This is a genomic window from Micromonospora sp. NPDC050686 (genome assembly GCF_040654475.1).
GTDB lineage: Bacteria > Actinomycetota > Actinomycetes > Mycobacteriales > Micromonosporaceae > Micromonospora.
The window spans coordinates 17903-35218 of the sequence record NZ_JBFAID010000036.1; the positions used below are offsets into that span (position 1 = coordinate 17903).

The following is a 17316-nucleotide window of genomic DNA, read 5'->3' on the forward strand; positions in this document are numbered from 1 at the left end:
ACCAGGCCACGGCCCCTGGACCGGACGCTGTCCAACCGCCCGGCGCATGCAGTTGGACGGCCACCTCGGGTCGGTCTGCGCTGACCCGGAGAAGAGGCGACAGGTTGTGCGCAAGCCGGGTGAGCGTTGAGCAGCAACGGCCTGTCGTACGCCGAGGCACGCGGGTGCCTTGACGTATTGCCGCATCGGTCTACGTGCTGGCCGGCGGTCGCTTGAGCACAGCGTCCGCCGCCTGGACGGGCTCGAGTGGGACGACTGCACCGGCTGCTTCCGGGGCGACTCTAAGACGTCGGCATCCGTGGGCTTGCTGGCCCGTCGGCTGACGCGACACCTGGGATGTCCTCCGGTGCAGCACCCTGGGCAGGACCCGGAACGAACGCCCGACCGGGCACCGGTGCCGTTCTCGGCCGGGCCGCACCGACGTGATTGACCGCGCGCGCCTTTAGCTCCTTGCGGTCTATCTTGCGGTTGGCGTTCAACGGGAACTCGTCGACGTGCACGACGTACCGCGGTACCAGCTGTTGCGGCAAGATATCGGCCACCTCCGCCGCGACCTGCACGGCCGACCGGCGCTCGCCGAGGCAAAAGACGACGAGTTCCCCGTCCGCCTCCACTGCGGCGGCATCGGTGACACCGGTGACCCGGCGGAGGGCCCACTCGATCTCCGCAAGCTCTACCCGTACACCCCTGATCTTCACCTGGCTGTCCGCACGCCCGAGGTAGGCGAGTTCGTCGCCGTCGATGCGCCGAGCCAGGTCGCCGGTGCGGTACCAGCGCTGTCCGTCGGCATCGAGGAACCGGGAGGCGTCGTCGGCTGGGTCGAGGTAGCCCGGAAACATCTGGTCGCCGGTGATGCACAGTTCCCCGGTCTCCTCAAGGCGGTAACGCATCCCCGGGTGCACGCGGCCGATCGGAACGATGTCGTTAACGCAACGGTCTGGAGAGGTCGCCGGGTCCCACCTGTGCACGCTGCAGGAAATGGTCAACTCGGTCGGGCCGTAGAGGTTCTCGACGGTAGACCGTGGAGCCGCGGCCTGCCATACGGCCGCATCACTCGCGAGTAGAGGCTCACCGCAGAACAGGCTCCACCGCAGTGTCGGGAGGTCTGCGTGCGCCAGGCCGTGCAGCCGCCGGACGAGGGAGATGACGCTCGGAGCCGAGAACCAAACCGTGATCCCGTTCGTGGCGATCACCTCAGGCAGTTTCGCCAGCGCTGCAGGAGGGACGCACACCACGGTTCCGCCCGAGCCCCACCCGGCAAACAGATCGAATATCGCGAGGTCGAACGTGAGGTCGAAGGTCTGCGAGAAAACGTCCTGCGGGGTAAAGCGGTACCGGTCGCACACCACGTGCAAGTACGCGTCGACATTGCGGTGCAGCACCGGGACACCCTTCGGGCGCCCGGTCGACCCGGAGGTGAACAGGATGTACGCGATGTCGTCGGGCGCCGGCACCAACGGTTGCGCGAGCGACACCGCGGCCGGCTCGTAAACGACCGGAATCCTGCCGAGCTCGTCGGCGAGCACCGGCCCGGTCCGGGCGCCGCGAGCATCGACGATAAGGGCGTCCACCTCGGCGGCGGCCGCCATCTGTCGGGTGCGCTCCGCTGGGAACCGAGGACTAAGCGGAACCACCGCGGCGCCGGCGTACAGCGCCGCGAGCATACCGGCGTACGCCTGCTCACTGCGCGCGGCCAGCAGGCCGACCCGGCGGGGGCGCCTGCCGCCAGCGAGCAGGCCGCCCGCCAACCCAAGCGCCTGTTCGTGCAGGCGCCTATAGGTGATGCCACGGCCGGCGATCCGCACGGCCTCTCCGTCCGGAGCGAGCCGTAGCCCGCGAAGGAACCACTCGTGCAGGGCCCTGCTCCGGCCGCTGACGCCATCGCGGGGCACACGGGTTTCGCCGGTCATCGCGCACGTCCAGACGTGTCGGGATGGATGGGTGGCCGCAGGATGCCCTACGGGCCAACCGATCGGGTGGCGCCGGGCAGATGTCGCGGGCACAGGGCGGCAGGCTATCAGCCTTGCATCGGGAAACCGCCACCGAACAGCTCGCCGACCAGAGCGCTTCGGTCGCACACTTGGCATCTGGCCGCGACGCGCCTGGACCGGTTCCACGGCGGTCCGGTCGGATGACGAGAATGCGCCAGGTTGCGTTGCCGGACACCCGCGAAACATTCCGCAGGAGGTACCGTCGGCAGTCGAGTGCGGACGAAGGCAGGAATCGATGTGAAGATCACTGTCGTTGCGGAATCGTTCCATCCGGATGTGAACGGCGTGGTCAGGACTGCGGCGGCTACGGCCGAAAGTCTGGTGCGTCTCGGCCACGACGTCACGGTCGTTGCGCCCGCGCCTGCAGACGATGGCATCCGGGCGAGCAATCGGCTGCCGTACCGGGTGGAGTGGATGGCGAGCAGGCCGTGGCCGCGCAACAGGCCGTTGCGCCTCGGCCTGCCGACGCCCGCGATCGGGCAGGCACTGCGGGCACATCGCCCGGACGCGCTGGTCGCGGTCGGCCCGTATCTGATGGGTGGTCGGGCGCTGGCCGAGGCGCGGCACCTCGGAATCACCGCGGGTGCCGTGTACTGCACCGACATCGAGATGATCGCGGGTACTGGCGCGTCCACGGAGACTCGGCGTAAGGCACGGCTGCAGCTGGCCGCCGTGCACGGCATGGCCGACGTCAATCTGGCTCAGACACAGGCCGCGGCCGCAGAACTCACCAGGCACCTCGCCGGGCAGCCAGCCGGTCGGGTCGAGATCTGGGAGCCCGGCGTTGACACGGTCGCCTTCTCGCCCAAGCGGCGCAGCGACCGGCTACGCGCCGCCATCGCCCCCAGCGGCGAGCTGATCGTCGCGTACGTGGGAAGGCTGGCAACCGAGAAGCAGGTGGATCTGCTCGCCGGAGTCGCGCGGCTACCCGGGGTGCGGCTGCTGGTGGTCGGCCGGGGACCGGACGCGTCCCGCCTGCGCGAGGTCCTCGCCGGCGCCCGCTTCCCGGGCGTCCGGCGGGGCACGGCGCTGGCCCGGCTCTACGCCTCGCTGGACGTCTTCGTGCACACCGGGGCGTACGAGACCTTCGGCCTAACCGTGCGCGAGGCACAGGCCAGCGGCTGCGCGGTAGTGGTGCCGGATGCCGGCGGTGCCGCCTGCGTCGTGCGCGACGGCGTCACCGGCCGGCTGGTCTCTTCGCACGACGAAGGGGCCTTCACCCAGGCGATCGCGGAACTCGCCAGCGACCGGCACACCGCCGCGCGCCTGGGTGCAGCCGCGCGCGCGGCTGCTGTGACCAGGAGCTGGGTCGCCGCGGCGGCCGAGCTGGTGGGCCATCTACGAGCCGCCGTGGACACCAGGCAGACGGTGCGCCATGGATGATCGCGGACTGGACCGGCGACCCGTTGACCACGACCTTACGCAGCAATGCCGAGCCGGCCGCGGAGCGGCCACGTCAGGGATGGTGGACACTGACCATGGCAGCTGACAGTCCGGCCGGACAGACGATCGGGGACCCACACGGGGCGGCGCACGTGTCCTTGGCCGCGTCCTTGCGCGGCCTCGCTGCGGTCGTGCGTTTGCTGCCCCGGCTCGGCCGCGCCCGCAGCGTGCTGTTCGCCGCCGGGTGCGCTGTCGCCGCCGTGCTGCCGATCGCCGCCGTTGTCGCGATGGGAATGCTGGTCGGCTCGATACCGGCGACCGTCGGCCGCGGACTGGATTCCGCACCGGGCCGGTTCACTCTGGGTCTGCTGGTGGCGGTGGCGGTGCTCATGCTGTCGGCGCGCCTGGTCGCCACTCTGCTCGCCACCCTGGCCACCGTGATCGGCCGTGACCTCGAGCTGTATTTGCAGGACCGGCTGATCGCCGCAGTGGGCCGGCCGACCGGCATCGGGCACGTCGAGAGCGACGAGGTACTTGCCTCCCTGCGCGTTGCCCGGCGGCTGGGCCTGGACCTCAACCGCCCGGAACGCGCGGTGCACGGCCTGGCCGACCTCGTGCCGTCCTGGATAACGGCACTCATTGCGTCGGCCGTGCTGGTCACCTTCTCGTGGTGGGTCGGGCTCCTGTGGCTCGTGAGCTGGCCCGTTCTGGTTGGGTTGATGCAGGCGGAGTACGTGCGCATTGGGCGGGCGACCTACGACAGGTCGGCTGACTTTGCGGAGGCCGAGTACCTGCGCGACCTGGCAATCACCGGCGCGCCGGCAAAGGAGATCAGGATCTGGCGCTTACTGCACTGGATCCTGGATCGTTTCGACGCTGCTTGGGACGCCAGCATGGCGCCGCTCCGACAGACCCGGCGGATGCGTAAGCGGATCGCCTGGGGATGCAGCGCCTACGTCGCCGCGCTGTTCATCCTTACCCTGATCGAGCTGGTGCAGGCTGGGCTTGCCGGGACGATCGGGTTCGGTGCGCTGGGCGTGTACATGCTGGCCTGCCGCAGCGTTGCCGAGTTTCGCGCTTTCGACGACGCCAACGTTTTCGTCGCGCTGGCGGCGGTGTCGGTCCCCCGCATGCTGGCCCTGGACGCGGCCCTCGCCGATGAGGCTGCGCCGCCGGCAGTCGCATCGCTGGCGGACGACGCGCCTCGTGTCGGTCTGGTCTTCGACAACGTGTCGTTCGTCTATCCGGGCGCCAGCCGGCCGACTTTGGACGGTGTGACCCTGCGGGTGCCTGCCGGGTCATCACTGGCGATTGTCGGACGCAACGGGGCGGGCAAGACAAGCCTCATCAAGCTGCTGTGCGGGTTCTACCAGCCGTGCGCCGGCCGGATTGAGGTGGACGGCCTCGACCTCGCCGAGGTCGATCCGGTCTCCTGGCGGCGGCACGTGTCCGTCCTGTTCCAGGACTTCACCCGCTATCACCTGTCGGTGCGCGAGAACATCACGTTGGGCGCCCCGGAGATGGCCACCGACGAGGCGAAGGTTTGGGCAGTGTGCGATCGGCTGGGAATTCGGCAGTTCGTCGAGTCCCTGCCGGACGGGCTGGACAGCGTGGTGTCCAGCGAATACCACACGGGCATCGATCTGTCCGGCGGCCAGCAGCAACGGCTAGCTCTGGCTCGCGCCCTGTTCGCGGTCGAGGCCGGGGCAAAGGTGTTGATCCTCGACGAACCGGCGGCCGCGCTGGACGTGCGCGCCGAGGCCGGGCTCTATGAGCGGTTCCTCGACATCACCGCCGGTCTGACGACCATCCTCATCTCGCACCGTTACTCCACCGTGCGCCGGGCCGACTTCATCGCGGTGCTCGACGGCGGACGAATCTGCGAACTGGGCAGTCACGAGCAGCTGATGGCGTCGGGCGGCCTGTACAGCCGGTCGTTCTCGCTGCAGGCCCGCCGGGTCAGCGTCGATACCGCTGGGAATACCGCCATGCCCGAGGAGAGGTGAGCCGGATGCCCGAACGCGTACGGGAACTGGCCCGTGGATACGCCATCGCGGCCGGGTTCGGCTTCCGCGCCGCCCGCGGGCTGGCCATCGCCCAACTGCTGCTCGCCGTCGGCCTCGCTGTGGTTCCGCCCGCGACCCTTTACGCCACGAAGCTGTGCCTGGACGCAGTGATCAGCGGTGACGCCGCTTCCGCATACCGCGCCGGCGTCGGCGTCGGCGCGGGTGTGGCGGTCATAGTGCTGCTGATCTTCTATTACACCCGGGCGGCGTTCGGGCTGCAGGAATGGACCAACCGCCTGGCCGATCGCGAACTCATGCACCTCATGGGCGGCGCCACCGATCTCGGTCACTTCGAGCACCCCGAGTACCTCAACCAGACGCACCGTATCCGTGAGGACCGGTGGACGCTGAGCAACGGCGTCAGCCTCACCGCCACGTGGGTCCGTTCGTTCGTCTCGCTGGTACTGATCGGCGTGCTGATGGGCCGGGTTCATCCGCTGCTGCTCACGTTCCCCCTGTTCGCCGTCCTGTCGATCATGTTTGCGCATCGCGCCAGCATGCATCAGATCAGGGCACATGAAGCGACCAGCGAACAGGAACGGCTACGCCGTCACCTGTTCGGCGTCGCCACTTCGCCCGCGTCGGCCAAGGAGCTCCGCGTGTTCGCGAGCACCAGAGCACTGCGACGAAGACACCTGGACGTCGGCCGGGTCGTCGTCGCGGAGCGCAACCGGGCGCAATGGAAGGCCGCACGTCTGGACCTGCGTGAGGGCCTCATCTCGACAGTCGGAATGCTGATCGGCATCGCCTTCACGGTTGCCCTCGCCTCGGGCGGCGACGCGACCGGCGGAGACGTGTTACTCGTCGTCGGCTTGGGTGCCACCCTCGGCGGCTCGATCGGCGGGCTGGTGCAGACCACCATTCAGCTCATCCTCGCCGCGCGAACCGGCATGCGAGTCGACTGGCTGCGCCGGTACGCCGGCCGACCTGGCAACACCGGAGATGGGAAGACTGGCTCGGGAGCCGTCGAGCAGAGCGCCGAACCTGCGGTGCCCGCCCCCGCCCGGTTGCGCCGGGGAATCGACCTGAACGGCGTGTCGTTCCAGTACCCTGGCGCCGCCCGGCCCGTCCTCGACAACGTTCGCGTGCTGCTACCCCCAGGCGCCACCGTGGCGCTGGTAGGGCCCAACGGCGCGGGGAAGACCACACTCGTCAAGCTGCTCCTCGGCTTTCTGCGGCCGACAGTCGGACACATCGCACTGGACGGTGTCGATCTCACTCGGCTCGACCCGGACGACTGGCGTACCCGGATCACCGCCGCGTTTCAGGACCACATCCGCTTCGAGTTCGTGGCACGCGAGGCCGTCGGCATCGGTGATCTGGCGCAGGCCGGTGACGATTCCGCGGTGTACGCGGCGCTGCACCGCGCTGGGGCGACTTCCCTTGTCGACGACTTGCCCGCGGGGCTGGACACCCGGCTCGGCTCACGCTGGCACCACGGGGTCGAGCTGTCGGGCGGGCAGTGGCAACAGGTGGCGCTGGGCCGCGGGCAGATGCGGCGCCAGCCGCTCCTCGCGGTCTTCGACGAGCCGACGGCAGCACTGGACCCGGAGACCGAGCAGGAACTGTTCGACCGGCTCGCCCAGTCAGCGTCCGCGAACCGGCAGCGGGGAACGGTCACGGTCATCATCTCGCACCGCTTCTCCACGGTGGCTATGGCAGACCTGATCCTCGTGCTCGATGACGGCAGGCTGGTCGAGGTGGGGACCCATGGGGAGCTGATGGACCGTGGCGGCACCTACGCAGAGCAGTTCAACCTGCAGGCCCGTGCCTACCGGTGACGGCGGACGGGATCAGTGACACGCCGCGGCGGCGCGGAAATGCTCAACGAGCTGATCCGTCGACGTCTGCCAGCCATGCCGGGCAGCGTACCGGAGCGCGTTGGTGCGCATCCGCGCGAGCAGTTCGCGGTCCGCGGCCAGCTTCGCGACGGCGTCGGCGATCGACGCTCCGTCGTGGGACGGGACCACCACGCCGCTGTGGTCCGGCTGCATGAGGTCGCTCGCGCCGCCCGTCGCCGGCACGATGACCGCGCACCCACTCGCCTGCGCCTCGAGGATGGTCAGTCCAGCGGTCTCGTAGCCGCCGGGGTGGACGAAGACGTCCATCCCCGCGTAGAGACGGGCCAGCGCCTTGCCGCGACGGCTACCGGTGAACACCGCCTGCGGTAGCAACGACCGCAGCCGGGCCTGGTCCGGCCCGTCGCCCACGACGACCAGACGGACGCCGGGCAACCGCGCGGTGTCCGCCAGGAGGTCGATCTGCTTCTCGGCAGCGAGGCGGCCCACGTACCCGACGATGAGATCCCCCTCCGGGGCTAGTGCGTCCCGTAGCCGTTCGCTTCGCCGCTCGGGTGAAAAGCACCGCAGGTCCACGCCCGGATTCCACAGCCGTACCCGGGGGATGTTGTGGTCCTGCAGGTCGCGCATGGTGGTCGCGGTCGGCGCCAGATTGACGTCGGCGAGACCGTGGATCCGGCAGAGCTTGCCCCAGATCCAGTCGGTGACGTCGGCGACCCGGTTCGGTCCCGCGATGACGTGCGGGTCGGTGTAGTACAGGGCCACGATCGGGATACCGAGGCGACGCGCGTCGAGGGCGCCGCGGGCGCCCATCACGATCGGGCTCACCAGATACACCACGTCGGGTGCGTAGGCGGCCAGCGCGCCGTAGATTGCCGGCGTCGGCAGGCCGACACGCGCTCCCCGGAGCCGCGTACTGGCAGGCGAGCGAGAAACCTGTCGGCTGGGCACCCAGACCACAGGGTAGGGAACGCAACGTTCGGCTTCGACGGGCCACGGGCTGGCGGGTGCCGGCGCTATCACCACCGGCTCGTGGCCCCTGTCCAGCAGCGCTTCAGCCTGGCGCACCACGGTCGTCGTGATGCCGCCGATGTCCGGCAGGAAGGACTCCGTGACAATCGCGATCTTCATCGTCGCCCTATCGTCGGGTGCGGACGGATTCGGTCCAAGAATGCACTCACGCTAGCGGCCGGTCCGTCGCGCTGTACATGCCGTCCATCCGCTTTGGGTCAGGAGATCGAGACGGTGCCGAGCGACGCCCTGACCGGGTTAGGAAATGTCGCTTAGCTGGGCGGCAAGTGGAACCGAACGTGCAACACACCATGGACACACACTGAACGGTGGACGCCGATGCATGCCTGCGGGTAGCGTCACCGGCAATCTGATCAAGATGACACGGGCAAGACATGTATTGAATCGAGGTGACTCGTTGAGAATCGCGCCGGAGACGGGGGACTTCCCGCGTGAATCAAACTGCGAACTCACCATTGCGCCCACGGGTGCCCATGGCCTGCATGACGTGAGGATCCCGTGACGTCACTTGCCGAGGTCGTGTGCCATATCCCGGAGACGGCCGAGACCGTGCAGGAAGCCGGTGACCGGCTTCGCATCAGCGCGTTCGATCGGCGGCTGTTCGAGAAGTTTCTCGGTCTGCGCGAGATCCGGGTGGCGCCGGACCGTACCTACTCCGACCGGCTTGTCGACGCCGCGCAACGGCTGCAAGGACTGCCCGGCAAGGAAGACCGTGTCCGCTACTTCATCGCCGCTCGGACGTTCCGTGATGCCGCAACGGCGTCGGAGGCTCCGGTACACGCGGCGGCCGACCGCCTGGGACTGCGCAACGCCGTCGCGTTCTCGGTGACCGAACACGCCTGCGCCTCCGGCCTGCTGGCGCTGTGGACCGCCGGCTGGCTGCTGCGCGACGAGGACCCGGACGCCATGGCCCTACTCGTCACCGGGGAGCTGGCCCCGGTGGAGGGGTTCTACCTACCACAGACCGCCATCATGGGCGACAGTTCTGCCGCCTGCCTGATAACGGCGGATGGGCCGAGTGACCAGCTGCTGTCCTACGCATTCCGAATGAGCCCGGGCATCGACGAGATTCTGAAGATGGCTGTCATGCACTCACCGGATATGGGCGACGTCGTAACCAACTACTCGTCCGTATCGCTGAACGAGTTCAAAAAGTTCTACACCGAGAAGGTGGTCGATGTCGTCCAGGAGGCGATTGACGACGCCGGCGTCACCCTCGACCAGTGCGCCCTGATACTTCCGCAGAACATCAACCGCATTTCATGGGTGCGGATCTGCCGACGCCTGAACTACCCCGTCGAATTGGTGATGCTCGACTACATGCCTGTCACGGGCCACTGCTATGCCGCGGACGGCTTCATCAACTACACAGAGGCAGTACGTCAGGGACGACTACGGCCCGGCGACTACTACCTCGTCGTCAGCGTCGGCATGGGCGGCGGCTTCGCCGCTATGGTTTTGCGGCACTGAGGAGGGAGTGCGACATGCTACGGCCTGCGGGCGCGCCGTCTTCCTCGGCGCATCCTTCGCCCGCCCGTCCACCCACCGTCGCCCTGGCGAACTTCGACGTGGAACGACATTGGTCCATCGGCGGACCGGCTTTGCCCGCTCCCGGCACCGACATGGCGACCTCGGTGGTCGCCGGAGCGAATGAACTGGCGCTGTTGCTCGGTCACACCGCCGACTGGGCTGTCGTAAAGTCCCAGCCGGATCCCGGGCTAATCCATGGCCTGGAACGGGCCGGCCTCACCTTGCCGTCGGTTCTGTCCACCGACGGCAATGTGCCGACGAACTCCGTCACCGAGGACGCTCTGGCCTCGCCGGTTCTGCTCGACCACCTGCGCGAGATCGCCACGAGCGGCGCACGTCTCGCTCCACACGGTTTCTCCCGCGTCGAGGCGGAGCTGTGCGAACTGACGGGACTGACGCCGCCGATGAGCGGTCCCGGCATCGCGACGGCCGTCAACAGCAAGGTCTTCAGCCGACGGCTGTGCCGCGCCGAAGGCATCGCGCAGCCGCCCGGCTGGGAGTGCGACACGATCGCGGACCTGATGGCCATCGCCGACGCGATCCGCAGCCGGATCACCGCTGGTGCGACGGTCGCCGTCAAGGACGCCTACGGCGTGTCCGGCAAGGGAATCATGCTCGTCGATCGGATCGACCAGTTTAACCGATTGGTGCGCATGCTGGCGCGCCAGGCCGACCGCGGTGGAGAAGGGCGCCTGCCCCTAGTCGTCGAGGAGTGGCAAGACAAGCGGACCGACCTCAACTACCACTTCACGATCGGCGCCGACGGCGCGATGCGCTTCGACTTCGTCCTAGAGGCGGTCACCGAGGGCCGGACGCACCGAGGCCACCGGCTGCCGGCCCGGATCGACGGGTGTCACCGGCGACGCCTGCGCGAGTGCGCGGATCAGATCGGCCGGGTGCTGGCGACGCACGGGTACTGCGGTCCGGTCGGCATCGACGCGATCGTCTGCGCCGACGGCACGCTGTTCCCCGTCATCGAGATCAACGCACGCAACAACATGTCGACCTACCTCGCACCGATCCGCGAACGAATCGCGGATGCCGGTTCGGTGGGGCTCGCCCTACAGGTCGATCTCCGGCTGCCCGCAGTGGTCAGCTTCGAGGAGGTGAGCCATGCCCTACGCGGCCTCGACCTGACCCAGTCGTGGCGGCACGGCTTCCTTGTCACGTGCTTTGCCTCGGTCAACGCCGCCGCGGCTTTGGCGGACCGTACCGGTCACTTCCGCGGCCGGCTGCACGGCGTTGCGGTAGCCGGGACGACCATCGAGCTCGAACACCTGGAGACCGAGGTCCGGACGTGCCTGCGCGAACTGGAGACTTCTCGTGATTGACGTCGTCGCACCCACTCTGTCGTTTCAGGGCCTGCCGGTCGGGGCTATCACCGCTGTGCACGGCTCGCCGCTGTATCTCTACGACGCCGACGTCCTGACCGGCCGGTATGACGCTGTCAGGGACCGCTTGCACGAGGCAGTGTCCATCTACTACTCGCTCAAAGCCAATCCGAACATGGCGATCTGCGCCCTGCTTGGCCGGCGTGGCGCTGGAGCGGAGGTCTCCTCCTTGGCTGAGCTGCGAACGGCCCAACGCGCCGGCATACCGACGGATCGGACAATCTTCCTCGGGCCAGGCAAGAGCCGGGCGGAGATCGAGGCCTGCTGTGCTGCGGGGATCCGGGCGCTGATCGTCGAATCGCTACCGGAACTGGCGCTTGTCGACGACGTGTGCCGCCGCGCAGGCCGCAGCCTCGACGTCCTGCTGCGGATCAACCCCGGCTTCCGGTCCGCGCGCAGCGGTCTGACGATGGCCGGCACAGCCCGCCAGTTCGGCATCGACCAGGCCGTCGTCGCCGGCAGAGAGGACCTGAACACGCGCTACGACGCCATCCGCATCCGCGGCGTCCACGTCTACATGGGTACGCGAATTCTGTCGGCGGAGGCGATCGTGGACAACACCGCACGCATTCTGTCGATGGCTGAGCAACTGTCGGACCGGTGCGGCTTTCCGTTGGACATTGTCGACGTTGGCGGCGGCATAGGCGTGGCATATCACGACAACGAGCGCGATCTCGACCTGTCGGCCGTCACCGACGGCATCAATGCCGCGGTCACCACGTTTGTCGCGAACCACCCAGGCACGAAGGTCATCACCGAACTCGGGCGCTATCTGGTGGCCGACTGCGGCACATACATCACCACTGTCCGGTATATCAAGGAGTCGTTCGGCGAACGGTTCGCCGTCGCCGACGGTGGCACCAACCACCATATGGCGGCCGTCGGCATCGGCTCGGTCGTCAAGCGGAACTTCCCCATCAGCCTACTCGGCCGGGTCAGTGCCGCCGAGGACGTGCCGTGGCAGGTCACCGGGCCGTTGTGCACCCCCAACGACACGATCGGCCGGCGGGTGCCGCTGCCGGCGGACCTTGCACCGGGCGACCTGATCGGCGTGCACCGAGCCGGCGCGTACGGCCCTAGCGCGTCACCGGTCTATTTTCTCAGCCACGGCTATCCCGCCGAGGTGCTGATCCACCGCGGCAGAACACATGTTGTTCGCCGGCGGGACAGCGTCGACGACCTGCTCGCACCGCAGTTCCTGCCGGATTTCGACCAGATCTAGGTGCCGATTTCACGCACATGGAGGACCAATGCTGCAATCCGACAACGTCACCACGAACGACATCGATCGGGGTGTTGTCGTCGCCGCCGTTACCAAGGCGCTCGAGGAAACCCTCGGCCGGGAACTGCCGGACGTCGATGAGAACACGCGCCTGTTCGACGAACTGGCGATCGACTCGACGGGCGTGCTCGGCGTACTGATCGCGCTCGAGGATGAGCTACAGATCGAGATCGACCCGGACTCCATCACCGAGGAGCATCTCGCCACGCTGGGTGGGCTCACCGACTGCACGATCGCCTCGATCAAGAACCCGTGACTCATGCGGAGCCGGGTCACCGTCGACTATCGGTGGGCAAACGAACCGGTGTGTCTAGAGCGCATCGTCACGTTACCCCTCGAACAGATCGAGATCACCGAGACGGTAAGGGCGTACCACCGGGAGAGCCTCGTACGCAGCCTGTACCAACGCAAGGACCGCACCGGTGAGTACGCATGGCCGGAGAGCGCATTCGGCGCCTCGTACTTCCAAATGGCCGGTCTCGCCCTGGACGTCCTGGCCCCGGACCGTGATTTCGACCTGGTCGTATTCGTCACCGCGACGCCGGACTGCCAGCTCACTCACTACAGCGCGCCACAGTTCAACGAGGCCCTGCCTGGGCGGCCCGGGTTCATCGGCATCGGCGACCAGGGTGCGGCCGGGCCGTTCACCGCCGTACGTATCGTCCGTAACCATCTGCGCTTCGGACTGGTCGAGCGGGCAATCATCCTGATCATGGAACAGGCGCTGATCCCCCAGACCCCCGACCGCCTTTGGGTACCGCGAGACAGCGCCGTCGCGCTGGTGCTGTCGCGGCGTGGCGGCCTGGTGCTGGGATCGGAGGCGATCAGCCGCAACTCCGCCATCCGGCTACCACCAGGCGGCTCGGAGGAAAGCGTCCTCATCCAGGGCAACGGCATGACGGAGACGGACTTCGCGGCGCCGGGCGCGCGCTTCGCACAGGTGTGGAGACCCGACGGTGATTATGCCTGTACCGGAGTGTGGGAGACGTTGGCAAGCCGGCTCCCACAGCTGCGCCACAACAGAGTCGTGCTCGCCGAGGCGGACCAGACGCTGTCGTACCGCAGCTTCCTCGAACTGACCCGGCCCGCAGGCGACGACATCGTGATGAGCCACTAGGAGGCCACAAATTGACCACCGACACCACCCTCGTGGCTGTCCGCGACCTGCCAAAGTGTCGCGGGACGGCCCTGGCGCACGGCCTGGAGCAGGCGCTCGCCGAGCTGCACCAACGCGTCAGATCCACCACCGCACTGGTCGGCCAGCACGGATACTCGATGCTTCCGCCGTCGCTACGCGACCTGTTACCGACGTCCAGCGAGATCATCGGCACCCAGGCCACCGACACCGGCGAGCTGATCATCGCGAGGTCTGGGCCGGGCTCGGGCGAATCATCGGCCCCGTGGTGGACCGGCGTCGCCTGGATCCGCCTGGGCGGCGTGGAACGCCTCAACAAGCAAGCCACCGACCGGTTAACCGGCCGCAAGGTTCAGGGCCGTCCCACCATCACCCTGCCGCTCGTACGCGCCTCCGTCGGGGACGTCGCGGCGGCGATCGCCGAGGCGCGCTACCTGCTCGCCGACACCCCGGACGCGGGTATACCCCGCATCCAGAGTCGGTTCGACGAGATCGTCGACGTGGCCGTGCGCACCAGCCTCAAGTTGTTCGGCGCCTCTGGCTACGTGGTGGGGCCGCCGTCGAACCTCGCCTACGCGATCACCCGGCTGGGCGAGGTCTACGCAGGAATCGACCAGAAGAGGATCCGATGACCGTGATGACCGTGCTCAAGCACAAGCCGGACGCGCTGCGAGGGCTGTTCGGCGAGTACGCCGGGGAGATCCGGCGCAATGCCCTACCACTGCACAACGGTGACATCGCGGTCGAGGAACTGGCGGCATCGGTCGACCCCCGGCTCCTGCGGGCCGGCTTCCCGCCGGAGTTCAACGACGACCCGATGACTGTGAACGGCAAGCCGGTGCACATGCGGTCCTTCGCGGAGTTCGTCGTGGCGCAGGAGGAGCTGGCGTGGGCCGACGCCGGTTTTCTGCTGTCCCTTCCCTGGTCGTCGATGTCGACGTACCTGATCGAAGTGCTGTTCGACCCGCAAGAGCGCGACGAGTTCTACGCGACCGTCGCCCACAAACCGCGGTGGGTGTTCTTCGCCGTCACCGAGCCGGCGCACGGGTCCGATCCGCTGGGTATGGAGACGACCTTGTCGGCCGACGGGGACAGCTTCCGGCTCAACGGCACCAAGCGCTACATCGGCAACGGGGCGCGTGGCTTTGTCGGCTTCGTGTTCTGCCGTCGCGCCGGCGCGACCGGTCCCCTCGGTATCGAGGCGGTTCGAGTGCGGGCCGGCGCGGACGGCTTCGACGCCGAACAACTGCACACCATCGGACTTCGCGGCGCGGGCCTGTCCGAGCTGCGCTTTGACAACGTGAAGGTGACCGAGGACGACATCATCGGCCGCCGTCACAGCTCTGTGCGGCGGGGATTCCACGGCGCCGTTACCACCTTCGATCTCTTCCGCCCGGGCGTTGGTGCGATGGCGCTGGGAATCGCCCGGGCCGCGTACGACTACGTCCGCGGCGAGCGCCGCAATCCCGGTCCGGTCGACGCGGCGACGTTGGAGAGCCTGAACGACCGCATCCACAGTGTTCGTGCGCTGATCCATGGCGCGGCACGGTCGATCGACGCCGGCAAGGGTAACGGCTCGCTGTCCTCGGCCGCGAAGGTCGCCGCCGTGCGGCTCGCCGAAGACTCGACTAGGACACTGCTGCGGATGCTCGGGCCGACCGCCCGATTCGATCACCCGCTGATGGATAAGTTCGACCGCGACGCGCGCGGGTTCGAGTTCATGGAGGGGATGTCGGACATCCAGCGACAGCGGATCGCCCAGGGTTTCCTGTCCCGACGGTTCTGGCCGTCGGAGGAGCCAGCGCCGTGAGCGCCGGCACGCACGTATGGCAGGTGGCCATCGGGTCAGGCGCAGGATCCGGCATCGACCCAGAGCGCCTCTTGAGCGCGGCCGAGATCGAGCGCGCCCGGCACATGCGCGGCACCCGGCGTGAAACCTACGTGCTTTCCCATGCCGCGGCGCGGCTGATTCTCGCCGCCCATCACGGCGCCGACCCGGCACGGATCCGGTGGACCGACGGCCGTCACGGCAAGCCCGGAATGGTGCACGGTGCGAGTGCCGGCGCAGGGAACCCGCGCAGTTCGCGGAGTTCGTGGAGTCTCAGCCACTCCGGACGTTGGGCGATGGTGGCGGTCGGCGGTGATGCGCCGATCGGTGTCGATGTGCTGGACACGTCGCTTGTGACGCGGGCCGAGCGCATCGCCCGGCGGTACTTCACGCCGGACGAGGTACGCCAGGTTGAACGCATGTCCACGGCGTCGGCGCGCAGAACGGCCTGTGCCCGACTGCTCAGCCGGCGGGAGGCGTGCGTCAAGGCAGCCGGTGGCACCCTCTTCCAGTCCCTGAAGATCGACGCCAGCCGAACCGGGAAGGTCCACGGCCCGCACGGCGCTCTGCACGGCTGTCGCTGGCATCTGCTGGACCTTGCAGGGCCGCCCGGCTATGTGGCGGCCCTGGCCGCGCTGGACAGGTCACCGGTCCCGGTGGTCCAGCGGCTGTGGAGCTGGCCGCCCAAAGAATCATGGGGCGGCGCATGAAACCCGGCGACGTTGCGATGCGCGGCTCTGGAACGGCCCCGGCTGGCCGCTTCCCGGCGAGGCCGATCCAAGTGGTCGGCGAAGCACACTTCCGGGTCACTGGATTCGAGCTCGCCACCGACCTGCTCCGGGGTGCCCGTCTGCGCCCCGGCATCACCGGTCTCGCGGACCGGGAGACCGCCGAGTGGGCGCGCTACCCGGTGTTCCGACTCTTCGAGGACATGATCCTGTTCGTCGGGCCGCCCCGGCACAGCGTCATCAGGTCACGGCTGCACAGCTGGTTCACACCGGCGGCGGCGGGCGAGCTGCAGGCCCTCATCGACCGCGTGTGTGACAGGATCCTGGCAACGGTCCGCACCACTGCCGACGTGATCGACTTCGCCGCGACGGTGGCCCACGTCTTGCCGCTCGAGGTCATCTCCGAGCTCATCGGGATTCCGGCGCCCGACCGGCCGAAGATCGCAAAGCGTGCGGATATGGTGGTGCAGGCGATGTGGCACACGGTGACGGAGGTCAATCGGGCCAACGGCGCCGCCGTCCTGCTCGACCGGTACTTCAGGCAGCTTATCGCTGCGCGCCGCGCCGCCCCGGCCGCCGACCTCACCAGCGAACTCGTCGCGGACGGGAGTCTGAGCGACGACGAGATCATCGCGAGCCTGGTGTTCCTCGTCATCGCCGCCACGTTCACCACCGGTGACTTCCTCACCTCGGCGATGGTCATGGCGGTCCGCAACCAGGAGTTCCGGCGCCGGGTCCTCGACGGCAACACCGTTGCGGCGAGCGTCGAGGAGGCGCTACGACTGCATCCGCCTATCGCGCACATCATCCGCAACGCAGAAGAACGGATCGAGCTCGGCTCCGTTGTTGTGCCGGCCGGAGCACTGATCGACGTCGACGTCGCGGCGGCCAACCGGGATCCCGCCCAGTTTCCCCGGCCTGACGAGTTCAGGCCGGACCGAGTTCCTAACAGATCCCTGAGCTTCAGCCTCGGCGCACACTACTGCTGCGGCTGGGCCCTGGGCCGCGCCGAGGCCGAAACACTCCTGCCGAAGTTCCTGCGAGCATTCCCGGACATCCGCCTGGCGGGCGAGCCGCTGCCCAAGCGGCACCCGTTCCAGCAAGGGTTCCAGCGGGTTTCGCTCGTCCTCCGCGAAGCGGATGCGAGGTAA

At 68.2% G+C, this 17316-nt stretch carries 14 protein-coding genes; 12 read left to right on the forward strand and 2 right to left on the reverse strand.

Annotated elements, in window-relative coordinates:
* Window positions 1–281: 281 nt before the first annotated feature.
* A complete protein-coding gene (locus AB0H57_RS21600) occupies window positions 282–1910 on the reverse strand; it encodes an AMP-binding protein (RefSeq protein ID WP_357509087.1) in 1629 nt (542 codons plus the stop codon).
* 318 nt (window positions 1911–2228) lie between these two features.
* Between AB0H57_RS21600 and AB0H57_RS21605 the strand changes: the two genes are divergently transcribed.
* The 3 genes from AB0H57_RS21605 to AB0H57_RS21615 are packed head-to-tail and all read left to right on the forward strand — an operon-like array spanning window position 2229 to window position 7221.
* Window positions 2229–3374, forward strand: a complete 1146-nt coding sequence (locus AB0H57_RS21605; RefSeq protein ID WP_357509089.1) for a glycosyltransferase — start codon at window positions 2229–2231, stop codon at window positions 3372–3374.
* Window positions 3371–5380 (forward strand): ATP-binding cassette domain-containing protein, encoded by a 2010-nt coding sequence (locus AB0H57_RS21610; RefSeq protein ID WP_357509091.1) that lies wholly within the window; start codon window positions 3371–3373, stop codon window positions 5378–5380. Before AB0H57_RS21605 ends, AB0H57_RS21610 begins: the two co-directional genes overlap by 4 nt.
* Window positions 5381–5385: 5 nt before the next feature.
* Entirely contained in the window at window positions 5386–7221 is a 1836-nt protein-coding gene (locus AB0H57_RS21615) for an ABC transporter ATP-binding protein (protein WP_357509093.1), read from the forward strand.
* 12 nt (window positions 7222–7233) lie between these two features.
* Here the strand turns inward: AB0H57_RS21615 and AB0H57_RS21620 are convergent, their stop codons facing one another.
* Window positions 7234–8370 (reverse strand): glycosyltransferase family 1 protein, encoded by a 1137-nt coding sequence (locus AB0H57_RS21620; protein ID WP_357509095.1) that lies wholly within the window; start codon window positions 8368–8370, stop codon window positions 7234–7236.
* A 399-nt stretch (window positions 8371–8769) separates the two neighbouring features.
* Between AB0H57_RS21620 and AB0H57_RS21625 the strand changes: the two genes are divergently transcribed.
* From AB0H57_RS21625 to AB0H57_RS21665, 9 genes are read left to right on the forward strand one after another with little or no spacing between them, the layout of a single operon-like run.
* The gene (locus AB0H57_RS21625; protein ID WP_357509097.1) at window positions 8770–9741 is read left to right on the forward strand and encodes a 3-oxoacyl-[acyl-carrier-protein] synthase III C-terminal domain-containing protein; all 972 of its coding nucleotides are present in this window, start codon (window positions 8770–8772) and stop codon (window positions 9739–9741) included.
* 14 nt (window positions 9742–9755) lie between these two features.
* A complete protein-coding gene (locus AB0H57_RS21630; protein WP_357509099.1) occupies window positions 9756–11132 on the forward strand; it encodes a hypothetical protein in 1377 nt (458 codons plus the stop codon).
* A complete protein-coding gene (locus tag AB0H57_RS21635) occupies window positions 11125–12414 on the forward strand; it encodes an alanine racemase (protein ID WP_357509101.1) in 1290 nt (429 codons plus the stop codon). Before AB0H57_RS21630 ends, AB0H57_RS21635 begins: the two co-directional genes overlap by 8 nt.
* A gap of 28 nt (window positions 12415–12442) precedes the next feature.
* Window positions 12443–12730: an acyl carrier protein gene (locus AB0H57_RS21640; protein WP_357509103.1), complete on the forward strand. Its 288-nt coding sequence runs from the start codon at window positions 12443–12445 to the stop codon at window positions 12728–12730.
* 3 nt (window positions 12731–12733) lie between these two features.
* On the forward strand, window positions 12734–13591 hold the full coding sequence (locus AB0H57_RS21645) for a hypothetical protein (RefSeq protein WP_357509105.1): 858 nt from the start codon (window positions 12734–12736) through the stop codon (window positions 13589–13591).
* Window positions 13592–13602: 11 nt separating this feature from the next.
* Window positions 13603–14241 (forward strand): hypothetical protein, encoded by a 639-nt coding sequence (locus AB0H57_RS21650; protein WP_357509108.1) that lies wholly within the window; start codon window positions 13603–13605, stop codon window positions 14239–14241.
* The gene (locus AB0H57_RS21655) at window positions 14238–15419 is read left to right on the forward strand and encodes an acyl-CoA dehydrogenase (protein WP_357509109.1); all 1182 of its coding nucleotides are present in this window, start codon (window positions 14238–14240) and stop codon (window positions 15417–15419) included. The genes AB0H57_RS21650 and AB0H57_RS21655 overlap by 4 nt, the downstream gene beginning before the upstream one ends.
* Window positions 15416–16147 carry a 4'-phosphopantetheinyl transferase superfamily protein gene (locus AB0H57_RS21660; RefSeq protein WP_357509111.1) on the forward strand — a complete coding sequence of 244 codons (732 nt, stop codon included), beginning with the start codon at window positions 15416–15418 and terminating at the stop codon, window positions 16145–16147. The genes AB0H57_RS21655 and AB0H57_RS21660 overlap by 4 nt, the downstream gene beginning before the upstream one ends.
* The gene (locus tag AB0H57_RS21665; protein ID WP_357509113.1) at window positions 16144–17316 is read left to right on the forward strand and encodes a cytochrome P450; all 1173 of its coding nucleotides are present in this window, start codon (window positions 16144–16146) and stop codon (window positions 17314–17316) included. Before AB0H57_RS21660 ends, AB0H57_RS21665 begins: the two co-directional genes overlap by 4 nt.